This window comes from Nostoc sp. ChiQUE01b (genome assembly GCF_034531255.1).
In the GTDB taxonomy this organism is placed as follows: domain Bacteria; phylum Cyanobacteriota; class Cyanobacteriia; order Cyanobacteriales; family Nostocaceae; genus Nostoc.
Window position 1 is genome coordinate 106,850 of record NZ_JAVRBM010000020.1, and the last position, 14,554, is coordinate 121,403.

General features: G+C 43.6%; 8 protein-coding genes and 2 pseudogenes. 3 read left to right on the plus strand and 7 right to left on the minus strand.

The features are described 5' to 3' along the window. Positions 1 to 28: 28 nt before the first annotated feature. Complete coding sequence (locus RMY63_RS15765; protein ID WP_322729595.1) at positions 29 to 244, minus strand: toll/interleukin-1 receptor domain-containing protein; 216 nt, start codon at positions 242 to 244, stop codon at positions 29 to 31. Positions 245 to 452: 208 nt separating this feature from the next. On the opposite strand from RMY63_RS15765, the pseudogene RMY63_RS15770 reads away from it, so the two are divergent. Next, positions 453 to 748, plus strand: a pseudogene (locus RMY63_RS15770) (hypothetical protein); the annotation flags it as partial. A 717-nt stretch (positions 749 to 1,465) separates the two neighbouring features. On the opposite strand, the gene RMY63_RS15775 reads toward RMY63_RS15770, so the two are convergent. From RMY63_RS15775 to RMY63_RS15800, 6 genes and pseudogenes are all read right to left on the minus strand, one after another. Continuing rightward, a complete protein-coding gene (locus RMY63_RS15775) occupies positions 1,466 to 2,875 on the minus strand; it encodes a family 2B encapsulin nanocompartment shell protein (RefSeq protein WP_322729596.1) in 1,410 nt (469 codons plus the stop codon). A gap of 180 nt (positions 2,876 to 3,055) precedes the next feature. Then, entirely contained in the window at positions 3,056 to 4,465 is a 1,410-nt protein-coding gene (locus RMY63_RS15780; protein WP_322729597.1) for a family 2B encapsulin nanocompartment shell protein, read from the minus strand. A gap of 118 nt (positions 4,466 to 4,583) precedes the next feature. After that, entirely contained in the window at positions 4,584 to 6,938 is a 2,355-nt protein-coding gene (locus tag RMY63_RS15785) for a family 2 encapsulin nanocompartment cargo protein terpene cyclase (RefSeq protein ID WP_322729598.1), read from the minus strand. Positions 6,939 to 7,938: 1,000 nt separating this feature from the next. Beyond that, positions 7,939 to 8,126, minus strand: a pseudogene (locus tag RMY63_RS15790) (transposase); the annotation flags it as partial. Between the two features lie 218 nt (positions 8,127 to 8,344). Beyond that, complete coding sequence (locus RMY63_RS15795; RefSeq protein WP_322729599.1) at positions 8,345 to 8,839, minus strand: hypothetical protein; 495 nt, start codon at positions 8,837 to 8,839, stop codon at positions 8,345 to 8,347. A gap of 356 nt (positions 8,840 to 9,195) precedes the next feature. Next, complete coding sequence (locus tag RMY63_RS15800; RefSeq protein ID WP_322729600.1) at positions 9,196 to 10,296, minus strand: D-alanine--D-alanine ligase family protein; 1,101 nt, start codon at positions 10,294 to 10,296, stop codon at positions 9,196 to 9,198. Between the two features lie 544 nt (positions 10,297 to 10,840). On the opposite strand from RMY63_RS15800, the gene RMY63_RS15805 reads away from it, so the two are divergent. Both RMY63_RS15805 and RMY63_RS15810 read left to right on the plus strand, forming a co-directional pair. Then, the gene (locus RMY63_RS15805) at positions 10,841 to 12,424 is read left to right on the plus strand and encodes a pentapeptide repeat-containing protein (RefSeq protein WP_322729601.1); all 1,584 of its coding nucleotides are present in this window, start codon (positions 10,841 to 10,843) and stop codon (positions 12,422 to 12,424) included. Between the two features lie 353 nt (positions 12,425 to 12,777). After that, positions 12,778 to 14,469, plus strand: a complete 1,692-nt coding sequence (locus tag RMY63_RS15810; RefSeq protein WP_322729602.1) for an NAD-binding protein — start codon at positions 12,778 to 12,780, stop codon at positions 14,467 to 14,469. Positions 14,470 to 14,554 lie beyond the last annotated feature (85 nt).

Here is a 14,554-nt window from a genome sequence, read left to right on the forward strand (position 1 = left end):
AACCGCTTTGAAATTTTCGACAGGGGTGCTACAGTCGAGGCAAATATAGTGGCGATCGCAGTGTGCGTGACTGCTCTACTCCCTGCTGAATCTTGAGCGGTATTGAGTCTCCCGGTTCAATCACCCAGGCATCAAGCCATACCCGGACAGCATCGTTCTTTAGCCTCTCTGCCAGGTTATGAACAACAGCCTTATCTCTTGTGCTATAGCTCAGGAAAACATCAAATGCAAACTGATTACTCATGGCTCTATTGGGCAGCTTGATAGAACTATCATCATGATGTTTGTTCTTTTACCAATGACAAAGCTGGTTCAGCATTTCAACTCTCCAGTGCTGAAGCACGATTTTTACCAACCCAAAGATAAGGCTCCTGCTTAAACTGCATAAACAAGACCCCATAGCAATAGCAAAGCTCCAAGAAAAACTTGCTTAATATTTAACAATAGCACGAGTGGCTGCTGCCACCCTGATTGCCATTGCCGTTGCTCTGGTTGTCGTGCGTGAAGGTCGGCGCAAAATGCTCGACTGGCATAGTCTGCGGGGATTAAGTTTTTTACAGTTAGGATTACGCGAAATTGAACGTTTATGTTATGGCAAGGGACTGGGGACTGGGTGAAAAGTCTCTTTGTGTCTAGGTTTCATCATCTGTTAATGTCCTAACCACCAAGGCTTTTGCTATATCAACGCCTCCCAATTCCCCTATTAGCTACCTTACCTCGAAAGAGTCCTCCACCTGCCACTGCTTGACTAAAAAAACGAACGCAGATAGAGCAACAAATTGAGTTCTCCCGTGTTACTGTCTCCTCAACTTGAGACTCCAAAAACTTTTATGCACCACTAAGCCCCTGAATTCTGAATTCTGGCTCCCGACTCCTGAATTCTGTTTCAATAAAAAGAGAGTGAGAGGAAGCATATCAGTCAGCTTTCAAACTCCCACTCTACCATTTGCTGCTGAAGTGAACAGGAATGTATACAGACGTTACCCGTTACTTGGGGGCTAATGCGTAGTTCAACAACAACGCCTGCACGCATTTAATATTCCTGTTGCAGCAAATGCCAAACCTGATTATTGAATTTATTTACTGAGATAAATACTCTGCAAATAATTGTTAGAGATAGCTTGTTGTTTTTGTAAATCACTGAGTAAATAGTATTTTACAAAAGGAATTTACTTAGGTGGTAGTCCCTGATAATCAAACCCTTGAAGTCGTTTATCTTCATACAATGTAACTTGATTAATCAAAAGCTGGTTGCCATTTTGGCAAGTTTTTAAATTTCCTATTGCGATCGCCGTTCTGATAAATAGGCTTTAAGGTCAAAAGTAGTTTCTTTAACAGATGACCGAGACAATTTTAGATTTTAGATTTTGGATTTTGGATTAAAGAAATAGGAAAACCCTCTTTCTCCCTGCTCCTCTGCCTCCTATTTGTATCGACCTTAAAGTGAAACGGTATTACCCTTCCCTCAGTGCCCGATTTCTACGTCTTCCAGGATTCCGAGTGCATCGGGGATGAGAATGGCTGCACAGTAGTAGGCGCTGACAAGATAAGAAATGACAGCTTTTTCGTTGATACCCATGAATTTGACGGACAAGCTGGGTTGGTATTCATCAGGGATACCCGTTTTATGTAAACCTATCACCCCTTGGTTTTCTTCTCCGACACGGAGTACCAAAATAGAGCTAGTACCCTCCTTGGTGATCGGAATTTTGTTACAAGGAAAAATCGGATAGTTGCGCCATGCAGGTACAATGTTTCCATTGACCTCCCTGCTTGGGGAATAGATTCCACGACGGTTACACTCCCGACCAAAAGCAGCGATCGCGCGAGGGTGAGCTAGGAAAAAATGGGATTTGCGCCGCCTTGAGAGCAATTCATCAAAATCATCTGGAGTCGGTGGCCCGGTGCGGGTATAGATGCGTTGTTTGAGATCGGCATTGTGCAACAACCCGAAATCAGGATTATTCAGCATTTCGTATTCTTGCCGTTCCCGCAACGCTTCGATAGTCAGCCGTAATTGTTGCTCCATCTGGTTCATGGGTTCGTTGTAGAGGTCAGCAACTCGCGTATTCACCCGTAAAATGGTTTCAGCGACGCTTAACTCATACTCCCGTGGCTTCAAGTCGTAATTAACAAAGGTTCTGGGTAACTCAGTCTCCTGACTATGACCTGCGGACAGAAGGATCTCGGCTTGATTATGCCTATCCTGGGGTTTACTCAACATAGCTCTAAAGCGATCAACCTGAGCTTGCAATGCCTCAGATTGGTTCATCAACTCCCGAAACGCCTGTACTGGTAAAGACAAAATTATGCAGCGTGTAACGGCTCTCAGGCTAACTTCCCAAGTGTCCTGAGATAGAACTATAGCTTCGCCACCAAAACAATCGCCGTCAGCCAAGATATCCCGTAAAGCTTCCGCCTCATATTTTCCTGCTTTGAGCTTATTAACTTTACCATGAGCAATTAATAACACGCGATCGGCTGGTTGACCTTCCTGTACAATGACCTCACCTGCGGCAAATTCTTGTTGCACAAAGCGGTCTGCCAAGGCGTTGAGTACTTCAATATCCTCAAACCCACGCAGTAAAGATAGTTCGCAAAGGGCTTGGGGAATAACCCGCACCTGAGTCCCTGTGTTAATAAAGCTGACCCGTCCATTACCAACATCATAGGTCAAGCGACGGTTAACCCGATAAGCCCCACCCGTGATTTGTACCCAAGGCAACATCTGTAACAACCACCTGGGGGTAATGCCCTGCATCTGGGGCTGAGTTTTTGTGGTTTTGGCTAAATTTCGCGCCGCTTTCGTGCTTAAGCTCATTTGCGGTCGCCCGTTTTCTTGGTATAAATCAGGTCTAATTAAAGCATCTGTCATAGAGTTAACGTTTCATGCGACTAAATTTACTCTTCAACTTTTTCTTGTGGTGCAAAGAGCAGCGCCGTGCTTTGCTTCCCAAAGTTGAGACGACTGCAAAGCATCCTCGCCCGCCACTTAATATAAGACGGGCGTCCTCGCCCGTCCCACAAGATGGATAATTTATTTCTTGGACATCCCCTAGAGACCGATTTCTACATCTTCAAGGATGCCTAGTGCATCAGGAACAAGAACAGCTGTAGAGTAGTAAGCACTAACTAGGTAGGAAATAACGGCTTTTTCGTTAATGCCCATGAAACGGACGGATAAACTAGGTTGATATTCATCAGGAATGCCAGTTTTATGAAGACCAATGACACCCTGGTTGGTTGCTCCCACACGCATTAACATGATGGAGCTAGTACGCTCTTTTGTAACGGGAATCTTATTGCAAGGATAGATGGGAATACCACGCCAAGCAGGAATTGCACTGTTACCCATAGGGATAGGGGTGGGATAAAGTCCAAGTTGGTTGCATTGGCGACCAAATGCAGCAATGGTGCGAGGATGAGCTAAGAAAAAGCTTGGTTCTTTCCAAACAATGGAAATCAATTCATCGAGATCGTCAGGAGTTGGGGGGCCACTGCGGGTAAAAATGCGTTGTTTGAGATCGGCATTGTGTAACAGCCCGAAGTTACGATTGTTAACCATTTCGTATTCTTGGCGTTCCCGTAATGCTTCAATGGTGAGCCGTAATTGCTCCTCCGTCTGATTCATGGGTTCGTTGTAGAGGTCAGCAACCCGTGTATTGATTTGCAATATGGTTTGAGCGACGCTTAACTCATATTCCCGTGGATTGAGTTCATAATCTGCAAAAGTTCCGGGTAATAGTGCCTCCGCAAGGTGTCCTGAGGTAATATCGATGGAGGCTTCTCCGTATTGATTTTGGGGGTGGCGCAATTTTTCTCTAAATCGATCCACTTGCGCTTGTAATGCCTCAGATTGGTTAACCAGGTTTTGAAAGGCTGCTTGAGGTAGAGACAAGACGGTGCAACGGGTAATTGCAGTGAGGGTAACATCCCAAGTATCCTGAGATTCCACTAAAGCATAGTCGCCAAAATGATCTCCATCAGCTAATACAGTTAAAACAACGCGATCGTCAAACTTACCTGCGCCAATTTTATTAACCTTACCATGAGCAATCAGCAAGACGCGATCGGCTGGTTGACCTTCTTGGATGATGACACTACCCGGAGCATATTCTTGTTGCACAAATTGACTGGCTAAGTTGTTTAAAACTTCAACATCTTCAAATCCCCGCAACAAAGGTAACTCAGTGAGTTCTTGAGGAATGACCTGTATTTGCGCTCCTGTATTGGCAAAGCTAACCCGTCCATCCCCAACTGCATAGGTTAAGCGGCGGTTGACCCGAAAGCTACCACCTACTGCTTCTACCCAAGGCAGCAGTTTTAAGAGCCACCGTGAGGTAATTCCCTGCATCTGGGGTTGCGTTTTGGTGGTTGTTGCCAAATTACGCGCAGCTTCCGTCTGCAAACTCATTGGCAGTTGCTCAAATTGATTTTCTAGGCGAGTATTTGCTGCATCAGTCATGATTAATCTCCATTAGTAATATTTTTTAACAAGTGATTCGATCGCTTGTAATTAGAACTCAGATTGAGCTAAACCTTTAGTTCCTAACAACGATCCAATGCAAGGTAGCTAAAGTTGGTCACTGGTCACTGGTTCCTAATAGCGATCCAATTTTGGTAGCTGAAGTCCCTAGCCCTGTCGGACCACTCACTAAGTTCTGCACCACAGGCCGAACATTGGTTTGAATTGTTTCCTGACCGACACTTGGTCTTATTTGGGTCGCACCAGTGCCTAACCCTGTGGGACCTTGAAGCAACCGCTTTTCTGTCGAGTTATTCCGCAATTCAAATTCCTTATAGCGGTCTACCGCCCTATGCCACTTGAGTACGCCGCACATCCACTGTTCCAGTTTCTTGATGTATCCGTACAGTTTCTTGCGGACACTGGTATCCAGGTCGAAATCGTCACACAAGATAGGGAGTTCAGTCGCAACGATATGTTCAAACTGAAGGGCACGCGAGGTCATCAGGTCGTTAACAATGGCGACAGCGTGGGGAATATCGCAGTTAAGGAAATTCTGAACCGCCAGCACACCATTATTAATCTCGCCCTCAAATTCGATTTCTTTCTGATAAGAAAAAATATCGTTCGTCAAACAGGCAAAGTCGGCGGCTGAATTCTCAATTGCCTGCATGGTTCGGGTGCGGAAAATCTCTAGTGGGATCTCGTCCCCTTGGGAAAGTCGAGACAGGCTCATGGTAAGATCGGAGCCAAAGGTCTTACGGCGCATTTCCACATAATCTATTGGGTCGGGAATGCGATTTTGGATCTGGTTAGCCAGTTCCCATAACCAACTTTCTGTCATATCCTCGATCGCACGACGAAACTGGCGACGAGCATTAGCTGTCATCGGCCCAGCCGTCCGCGCCCAAATATCTGCTAAACCCTGTTCGACTGGGTTTGTTGGTACGGGAATAGGACTCCCATCAAGGGGCATAAACGCTGATAGCCGAGCGTTGAAAACTTTTGCCCCTGCCATGTTGCGGCTATAGCCGTACAGTGCCGGGAAGTAGTCATCGGCATAGGTTCCCCAAACGAGCCAGCAGGCTGTGATATTCAACTCAGGACTAGACCCATTGGGATGAATATAGGCACCGCATAAAGCTACGTCGGCCACATCGAATTTGTGATCATCCCAGATGTAAATGTTGGGCATCCCCGGCAGTACGTCCAACATCCCCATTTGACGCGCCCATTCCTTAGAATGCCGCCGAGCCTCTCCTAAATGAGGATTCAAACTGGTGGAGAAGGGCATATAAAACTGCGGCAGAGTTACTGGCCCTACAGGCTGATAGGGGACATGAGTGAAGCTTTTGAACCGTTTCAGTCCCAAACTATCGTATAAAGCTCCCAGACGGGCCGCCGATGTGCCTAGTCCAGTGGGACCGCCTAAAAGCCAGCTTGCTGTAGAAGATTTGTCTGATGTCTGGTTCATGTAGCGGCTCGATCGCATGTGCCACTCATGACCCCCCGACTGCCAATCTTGAAGTCCTTTGGCATATAGGACTACTTTCAGACGCTCATCGGGACTCAGACTATATTCCTCGAATAAGGAAGGAAGCTCAGTAACAAAGGTGTTCTCGAACTGTTGCACCCTAGACGTTAGTAAGTCGTTAGTGAGGTTGGCCGCCTCTTGGGTACTGACATCGAGGAATCGTTCTAAAACCAGGATACAGTTAGCATTTTCCCCTTCTTCTTCCACTTCTCTTTGGTAAGAGAAGATGTCATTTCGCAGATGTACCCCATCAGAAAAGGTGTCTTTGAGGACACGCATTGGTCGAGTCGGGGCGATCGCAGCGGGAATTTCTGCCCCAACCGCGTGTTCCACTAGGTTAGCTGACCAGGGCGCTCCCCCCACCTTACGGCGCATCTCAATGTACTCAATAGGGTTAGCAACTCGATTCTGGCTGATATTGGCGAGTTCCCATTGAGATTCTTTGAGAAGATTGATGGTACTCTCAGAAAATCGGATTACCCAGTCTTGGGAGGCATTGGGGATGGTACGAGTCCAGAGGTCTACTAAACCCCGTTCTACGGCATTGGTAGGTTCTGCTCGCGTTTGCTGGGGCTGCACAGGCATAAACGCTGGTAGTCCATTGAGGTACTTCTTAGCCCTTTCCATATCTTGGCTACGCTTGTAAAGCTCAAGGAAGTGATCGTCGAAGAAAAATACCCAAACATACCAGTCAGTTACCAGATTGAGCATAAATTCATCGGCATCTGGATGGGTATAGGAACACAATAGTGCATAGTCATGGGCATCAAACTTGCGCTCATCCCAAATTCCATAATCTTCCGATCCCTCTGCCCCACCCAAAATTCCCATTTCATAAGCCCAAGCTTTAGAATGTACTCGTGCCACTTCTAGGTTTGGGTTCAGCCGTGCCGACCAAGGTACATAAAAACTTGGCAACTTAAAAGGTTGCTTGCTCATTGTCTTGATTGAAGTCGTGTTGACAAAAAAGAATACATGCGTCAATCGTCAGAATAAGCATATGAATTCTGTACGAGTGGTGAGGCAGCGCGGTCTTCTCCCAAAGGGAGAGGCTAGCGCCAAGGGGGTTTCCCCCATGAGCAACTGCCGTTAGCGCAGCGTTAGCGAGCCTGCGTACTCTTACAGAGAAGCAAGCTACGCGTAGCGTCTCGTAGAGAGCGTTACCCGAAGGGCAGATGAATAAATGGTGAAATACCACATCAAATTTTCAATTTGGTGGTCTACCCTTCTCTACGAGAGGCTGCGCCAACGGGAACGCTAAAGGCGAACAATCAGTGGTGGATCTCTAGCTTGCTTGCCATAGAGTATCCCCTACTAATTGATTCTGACTTCTGAATTCTGAATAGCTGAATTATTCTTCAATTTAACATTTGCGGTTAATCTTTGATGCAATGAAGTTACTCCTTGTAATTAAAAAATTTACAATTTTCTCTTGTCAAGTGGCTTGTTAGTGAAACTTTTATTATGCAATAGTCTTAATAGATATATATTGATTAACTATCAATTGCTGCTTTTGAAGGACTAGGTTGACGTGTTGCAGCAACTCGAACCCACTAAGAAAATTTGTCATGCATCTTCAGCCAAGTATTATATTTGCTCTACTCCAAAAATAGCCATAAACAGTTGTCTATAAGACAATTTCAGCTTTATCAATAAAATGCGATGAGAGTTCAAACATTTAGTTAGCATTAAGTAGACACTTAAGAGTGTATACATATCTGGATTCAAAGAATACTATTATTAGGATAGATTAATGCAAATTTTTTTATATTCATTTTTTTTATATTTATTGACTATTTACTAGGTATCAATCTACAGCTTATCAACATGTTAATCAAGAGAAACTACAAAAGATCCTACTTTTCCCACCTTTCCTACTTTTTTACGTAAAATAATATTGTATTTATAGAGACCATTTATCAAGTAAATCTTTAGAGGACTAGACTAGTAACATAATACAAGTCATAACGGCATAGATGGCAGCTTCACTCCTGCACTGGGAGATATTCATAATCTGAATTTCGGCGACGCTACTGGTTCAACCAGCAATCATGTTCTTTCTACTACCCAACACTTAGGCAAAACCTGAAATTCTTGAGCGGTACGCCGTATGACTTCAACATGAGCTAAGTCTCTGGCGTAAGACTTTCGACCCATGAGCAACTATGTAATTACACCGTATATCAAGTATCTTATCCTTGCGACAATCCTTTTCTACTCGTCTTTAGATTTACTTTATAAATAGGCTCTAACAAGATTCCCGACTTCTTAGAGAAAGTCGGGAATCTAAGCCAAGCTAATTGGCAAAAAGTGTTAATTTAACGGGGTTTGACTTTACAGTAGTATTAATACTGACGTAAAATAGCAGACAATGAACTATTTTTACGAAGATCCATCAAGTCTGCTAAAGGTTCTGTGCGCGTATCCAGGTGGTGCTTGTGTTCTGCTGGTAGAACAGTTACTAGATGCTTTGTTTTTGGTTGCATCTGCATAACAGGCATTAGTTGTGGCTGTGGTACAAAAATTGGCTGACTCTTAGGAAGTTGTGGTTCCAATTTTTGGTGATGCTTCTGTGCCACGCGTACCTGATGGCGATTAACCTGTTTTTGAACTTTTTGTGGTTGCTTTGTGCGGTTAAGCACTCGGAAAATCAGCAAAGAACCACCACCACAGCTGAGAACGATCGCAGCAATCATCCATAAAGGTGTAGGATTGCTATTCTCAGAGGGCAGACTGATTGGTTCTTCTACTATAACTGGGATTCTTTCTGGTTCTTCTTGTGGCACGGGCCCAGCATTACCTAAACTATATAAGGCAAAGGCTCCACCTCCCATAAACATGGCTAAACACCCGGTTAACAATAGCCAAGGATGATGTGCAACCAGATATATCAGAACATTCGAGCTGTTTTTTAGTCTCGATTTCCTATTTGTCAGCTGTGGAGTAGCCCTTTTGAATTGGGTTCGCTCGCGCTGTACACTCTGACTTTTTTCCATGATTACTTTCAGATTTGTACCCCTCTAGTCAATAAATTGTACTTGAGGAGTCAAGCATCAGGTATCCGTAACAAAGTTCAGATTTTAGTAGCTTTTTTGTAAAACAGATGCTACAAAATCTGGCTAAATTTTGCCAAAGTTCTGTATTTATGATGACTTTTTGCCGTAATAATCCAAAATCAGTTCGCTTATTTCTTCTCTCAGCTAGGAGAATGTTTTTCAAGAGCAAGTTGAATTAACCGATCAACTAATTCTGGAAAGGGAACTCCGCTATGGGCCCAGAGTTGGGGATACATACTTGTCGCAGTAAAGCCTGGTAAGGTATTGATTTCGTTAATCAAAACTTCTTGTGTCGCTTCCACGTAGAAAAAATCTACCCTTGCCAACCCCGCAGCGTCAACAGCGGCAAAAGCTTGCAAAGCCATATCCTGGATTTGACGAGCGATCGCATCTGGAAGCTGTGCAGGTATCAGTAAATCTGCTAATCCTTCAGTATATTTAGTTTCATAATCATAAAAATCGCTGTCATAAGTAATCTCTCCAATGACAGAGGCTTGGGGTTGATCGTTACCTAAAACGGCACACTCGACTTCTCTAGCGACGACACCAGCTTCTACAACCAGCCGGCGATCGTAACTGGCAGCACTATCTAAGGCGGCTTCTAATTCTGGGCGCGATCGCACTTTGGCAATACCCACTGATGAACCCAAATTAGCAGGCTTGACAAAAGCAGGATAACCTAATGTTGCTTCAATTTCATCACACAGTTTCGGAAATACGCACGGATTAGACCAAACCTGCGTTCTAGTTACCGCCTTGTATTTTACCTGTGCTAATCCCGCTTGCTCAAAGGCCATTTTCATGGCAATTTTATCCATTCCCATTGCCGAACCTAACACCCCGGAACCGACAAAAGGGACTTGCATCAAAGTGAGTAACCCTTGAATTGTCCCATCTTCACCATTAGGGCCGTGGAGAATAGGAAACCAAACGTCTACTTGGGAAACTTGAGAGGGAGATTGCCAATTGCTCAAGGTTTGGGCTTGAGGGTTGGATGTCAGATTTCCCTCAGAAGTTGATTCTGCCGATTCCAGCAGCGGAGTGCCGGTGGTTAAAACCTTTTGGGGTGCTTCTCCCGCCAGCCAGCGACCATCTTTTTGGATATAAAAAGGCAGTATTTCGTACTTACTAGCATTTTCGTCTGCACTCAAGGCTTTAGCGATCGCCCGTGCTGAGTTGATCGAAACTTCATGTTCTCCCGAACGACCGCCAAACAGTAACCCCACCCGCAGCTTAGTCATTTTCGGCTCCTCCACACTTCTCAAGCAGATAGCGTATCACAACCTACAAAAATTGCCATATTTTTCTAGATTATTTATTTTATTTCCTCTGCCTCCTGCCTCCTAATACGGCTCGGTTAAGGTGCACAGTCTTTAAAGATTTCCCTTAGTCCCCCTTAAATAAACTAAAAAGTTTTTCCCCAAAGAGCGATGCCTGCGGCGGGCTACGCCTACGCTAAAATTTTTGTAACTTATGATACTTTTAAATACAGAAGACTTTAACTAGCAGACATCTTTATGCTATTCCAAACCACTAGATATGCTTAAACACCCAATTAGATTATTACTTAACCGCTTAAAGTATAGAAAAAATACCTATATTTAACTGATTCATCCTGCATTTATGCAACGCCAAAATTACATGACCTTTGCGTTCGCGTAGGGTCTTGTAGAGAAGGTTGGCAGCTTGCGAGAGAGACTTTTAATGGTATAAATAGGTTACATACCATAGATTAACCTGTGATTTAATCAATTAATCAAATACAAATTAGATACCTGATAAGTAATGACATCAACGCAAATATCCCGAAAGACCATAACATTGTCAGCACTACTAGCAGTAGTTGTCACTGTTGTTGGATTGTTGTTTTGGTTCAAGTTTCAATCATCCTCAAAAAAACCAACAACACCAGAAGCAACTTCTAAAAACACTTTGCCTTCCGAACCTTGGCGAAATACTCAATTACTCCGTATCCTTGCTGAACCTTCCAGCCCTACTCAGTGGATTACTTCCCTAGCAATTAGCTCGGATAGTAAAATCCTTGTGAGTGCTAGCAATGCACAAACGGTGAAAGTCTGGAGTCTAGAAAATGCTCAAATTCTCAACACCCTCTCTCTCTCTAAAGGCTCTGGTTCTATTAACTCTGTCGCTATTAGTCCTGATGGCAAACAATTCGCCACTGCTAGTGAAGATAAAACAGTAAAAATCTGGGAATTAAATTCCTTAAAACTGCTACATACTTTTGATAATTATGCAAATGAAGTTAAGTTTATTGCATTTAATTCTGATAATAAAACTTTAATTAGTGTCAACGATGAAAAGCCAACTGCTGGTGACATAACAACTAAAAAAACCATTAAAATATTGGATTTAAATACTCGTAACATAGTCAGAACTTTGTCTGGAGGTTTAGGAAAAGTTCATGCTGTTTCCTTTAGCCCACAAAAGCAAATCTTAGCTATTGGTAGTGATGAAGAGAACAGAATTGACCTCTGGGACTTAAAAAACAAAACACAGCTAGACACTGTGATGACACAATCTCCCAAAGTTTTCGCAATTGCCATCAGTCCTGATGGTCAAATGTTAGCTAGCAGCGGAAATCTCGGTAGCTTAGAACTGTGGAATTTGAATCTTGACAAGGTGAAGATTCCTTTTGCAGGTGAAGATACTCAAGATAACCATCATATTCTATCAGGAACTACGGGTTCTATTGATAGTATCGCTTTTAGCCCTGATGGGAAGACTCTTTTCACTGGTTCTAGGAATTCGACAGTAAATATCTGGAACGTTAGCAATAGGGATTTGCTTCAGATTTTCAAAAATCATGCTGCTTGGGTGGAAGCGATCGCTATTACTCCCGATGGGAAGACTCTTGTCACTAGTAGTGCATTAGGTGAAATCAAACTTTGGCAAGGTTCTTCTCAAGCATATACAGTGAGAAAAGAGGTAGCTGAAAATGTGAGCAAGTTGTTAGGAACAAAAAATTGTCGAGAGTGTGATTTCAGTGGTGGGGATTTGAGAAATTTCAACTTAAATGAAGTTGATCTACGATCGGCCAATCTTAGTAGTGTCAATCTTAGTAGTGTCAATCTTAATGATGCCAAATTGCAAGATGCTATTCTGTTTAGCACCAATCTCAAGGGTGCGAATTTAGAAAATGCCAATTTGGAAGGCGCAAATTTGCAAAATGCCAATCTGGAAGGCGCAAATTTGTACAAAGCGAATCTGAAAGGCGCAAATGTGCTAAACGCTAAATTTGCTGGGGCAATTATGCCTAATGGCAAAGTATATGTGGAGAAGACTCAGATAGAAAGTGGCAAGTCAATTGAGCCAATTAAACTTGATGAAAACAATAAAAAAGCCAAATAAGTAGCTATTGACAGTGATTTTTAGCTTTTACGTCGTCAGAGCCGCACCATAACTGTACTTAGTTTGGTGTCAGGATATAAAGAACTTCCAAAGAATAAATTAATCAACAAAAATCAAGAATATACGCTTAAATAATAATGATAATCATTTTAAGGGGGATTTAGGGGGATCTAAAACGTTTTGCTACCAACAAAAGGACTTTTCAAACATCCTCTTAAAGTGAAATGGTATTATCTCCTGCCCCCAATTAAAACAATCGTGTTGTCAGCTACAGTTATATTCCAGGAAAGTGGGCAACAATATTGATAACTAATTAGAAATGCAGCCGTACCTGTAAAAGATGCTGCCGTTTCATGAAACCCAGAATTATTGTTTGTGGCTTAGGACGTACTGGATATAAAACCTTTCGGTTGCTGAGACAGCAGGGAGCCTTAGTTGTTGGCATTCATCACCAATCTATCCCTGGCGAAACAGCACCAGATGTGATTGTTGGCGATTTACAAGCAGCTTCTACCCTGACAGCAGCAGGAATTCAACAGGCAGACACTTTAGTCATCGCAGGATCTAAAGATGCTCTGAATTTGTCTATTATGATGCAAGCGCGGGTGCTAAATCCCCAAATTCGGATTATCAACCGTTTTTATAATACAAATTTAGGGGAGCGCCTAGATCAAAGTTTGCCAGACCACTTGAGTATGAGTGTTGTCGGATTAGCTGCACCCGTATTCACCTTTGCAGCGCTGGGAAACCAAGCGATCGGACAAATTAAATTATTTGGGCAAACTTGGCCAATTCACGAAGAATACATCGATCAAAACCACTTCTGGAAGGGTCGAAAGCTGAGTGAATTGTGGTCAGACCGATCGCGGATGCTAATTTATTACTTGCCAGTCAAAGGCGAGATGGATTTGGTATCAGCTGTCATATCTGGCCAAGAGATCCAAGTAGGCGATCGCATAATTATTGGTACACAACCCCGCATCCGTTCTCCCCGGAGATCGTTGATTAGAAAACTGCTGAAAGTTATGACTAATCTTAGGCAGTTTCAGGAACACGGGCGATCGGTAGTCATGGGTGCTATTGCCCTATTGACAGTTATTGCGATCGCTACATTCACCTATATGTCGGCTGAGTTGAGTTTGTCTCCTGTCGATGCTTTATATTTTTCTGTTGGCATGATTACTGGAGCGGGTGGAAATGACAAAGTAGTAGAAAATGCTCCTAACAGTATTAAGTTATTTACTGTTGTGATGATGCTGGTTGGAGCAGTGGTGATTGGTATTTGGTATGCCATGCTCACCGATTTTGTCTTAGGAAGCCGCTTTAAGCAATTTTGGGATGCAGCCCGAATTCCCCAGCGATATCACTACATTGTCTGTGGCTTGAGTGGTATTGGCGTGAGAATTGTTCAGCAACTCCACGCCAGCGGACATGAAGTTGTAGTAGTTGAACCCGACTCCAACAACAAATATATCAATACCGCCCGCGAACTGGGTATCCCCGTCATTCAGGGCGATGCCAGTTTCCGCACAATACTCAAAGCCAGCAATATAGACTCTGCCGCCGCAGTGATTACTGTTACTAGCAATGATGCTACCAATTTGGAAATTGCTCTCAAAGCTAAAGGTTTGACACCCAGTATTCCGGTGATTGTTCATTATGCCGATCCTGATTTTGCTGGCATAGCACAACAGCTATTTGGCTTTGAGGCCGTACTGAGTCCGGCTGAACTGGCAGCCCCAGCTTTTGCTGCTGCTGCACTAGGGGGACGCATCCTCGGCAATGGCATCACAGCCGATAGTCTTTGGGTGGCTTTTGCAACTGTAATTACAGCTTCACACGTCTTTTGTGGTCAGTGGGTGAAAGATGTAGCAATGTCTGCTGACTGTGTACCTTTATATGTAGAAACAAATAACCAAACCCTTCATGGTTGGGATTTATTAGAAACCAACCTCAGTGATGGTGATGTTTTATATATGACTATGCCAGCGACAAGGCTATATCAATTGTGGCGGGGCGAGCAAGTTTGCGAATCACACGCTTAAATTCGTCATTTGTCATTTGTCATTTGTAATTAATAGACCCGTCCTAAAACTTGCAAGCAAGTATATATAAGGCTTTGAGACCGCC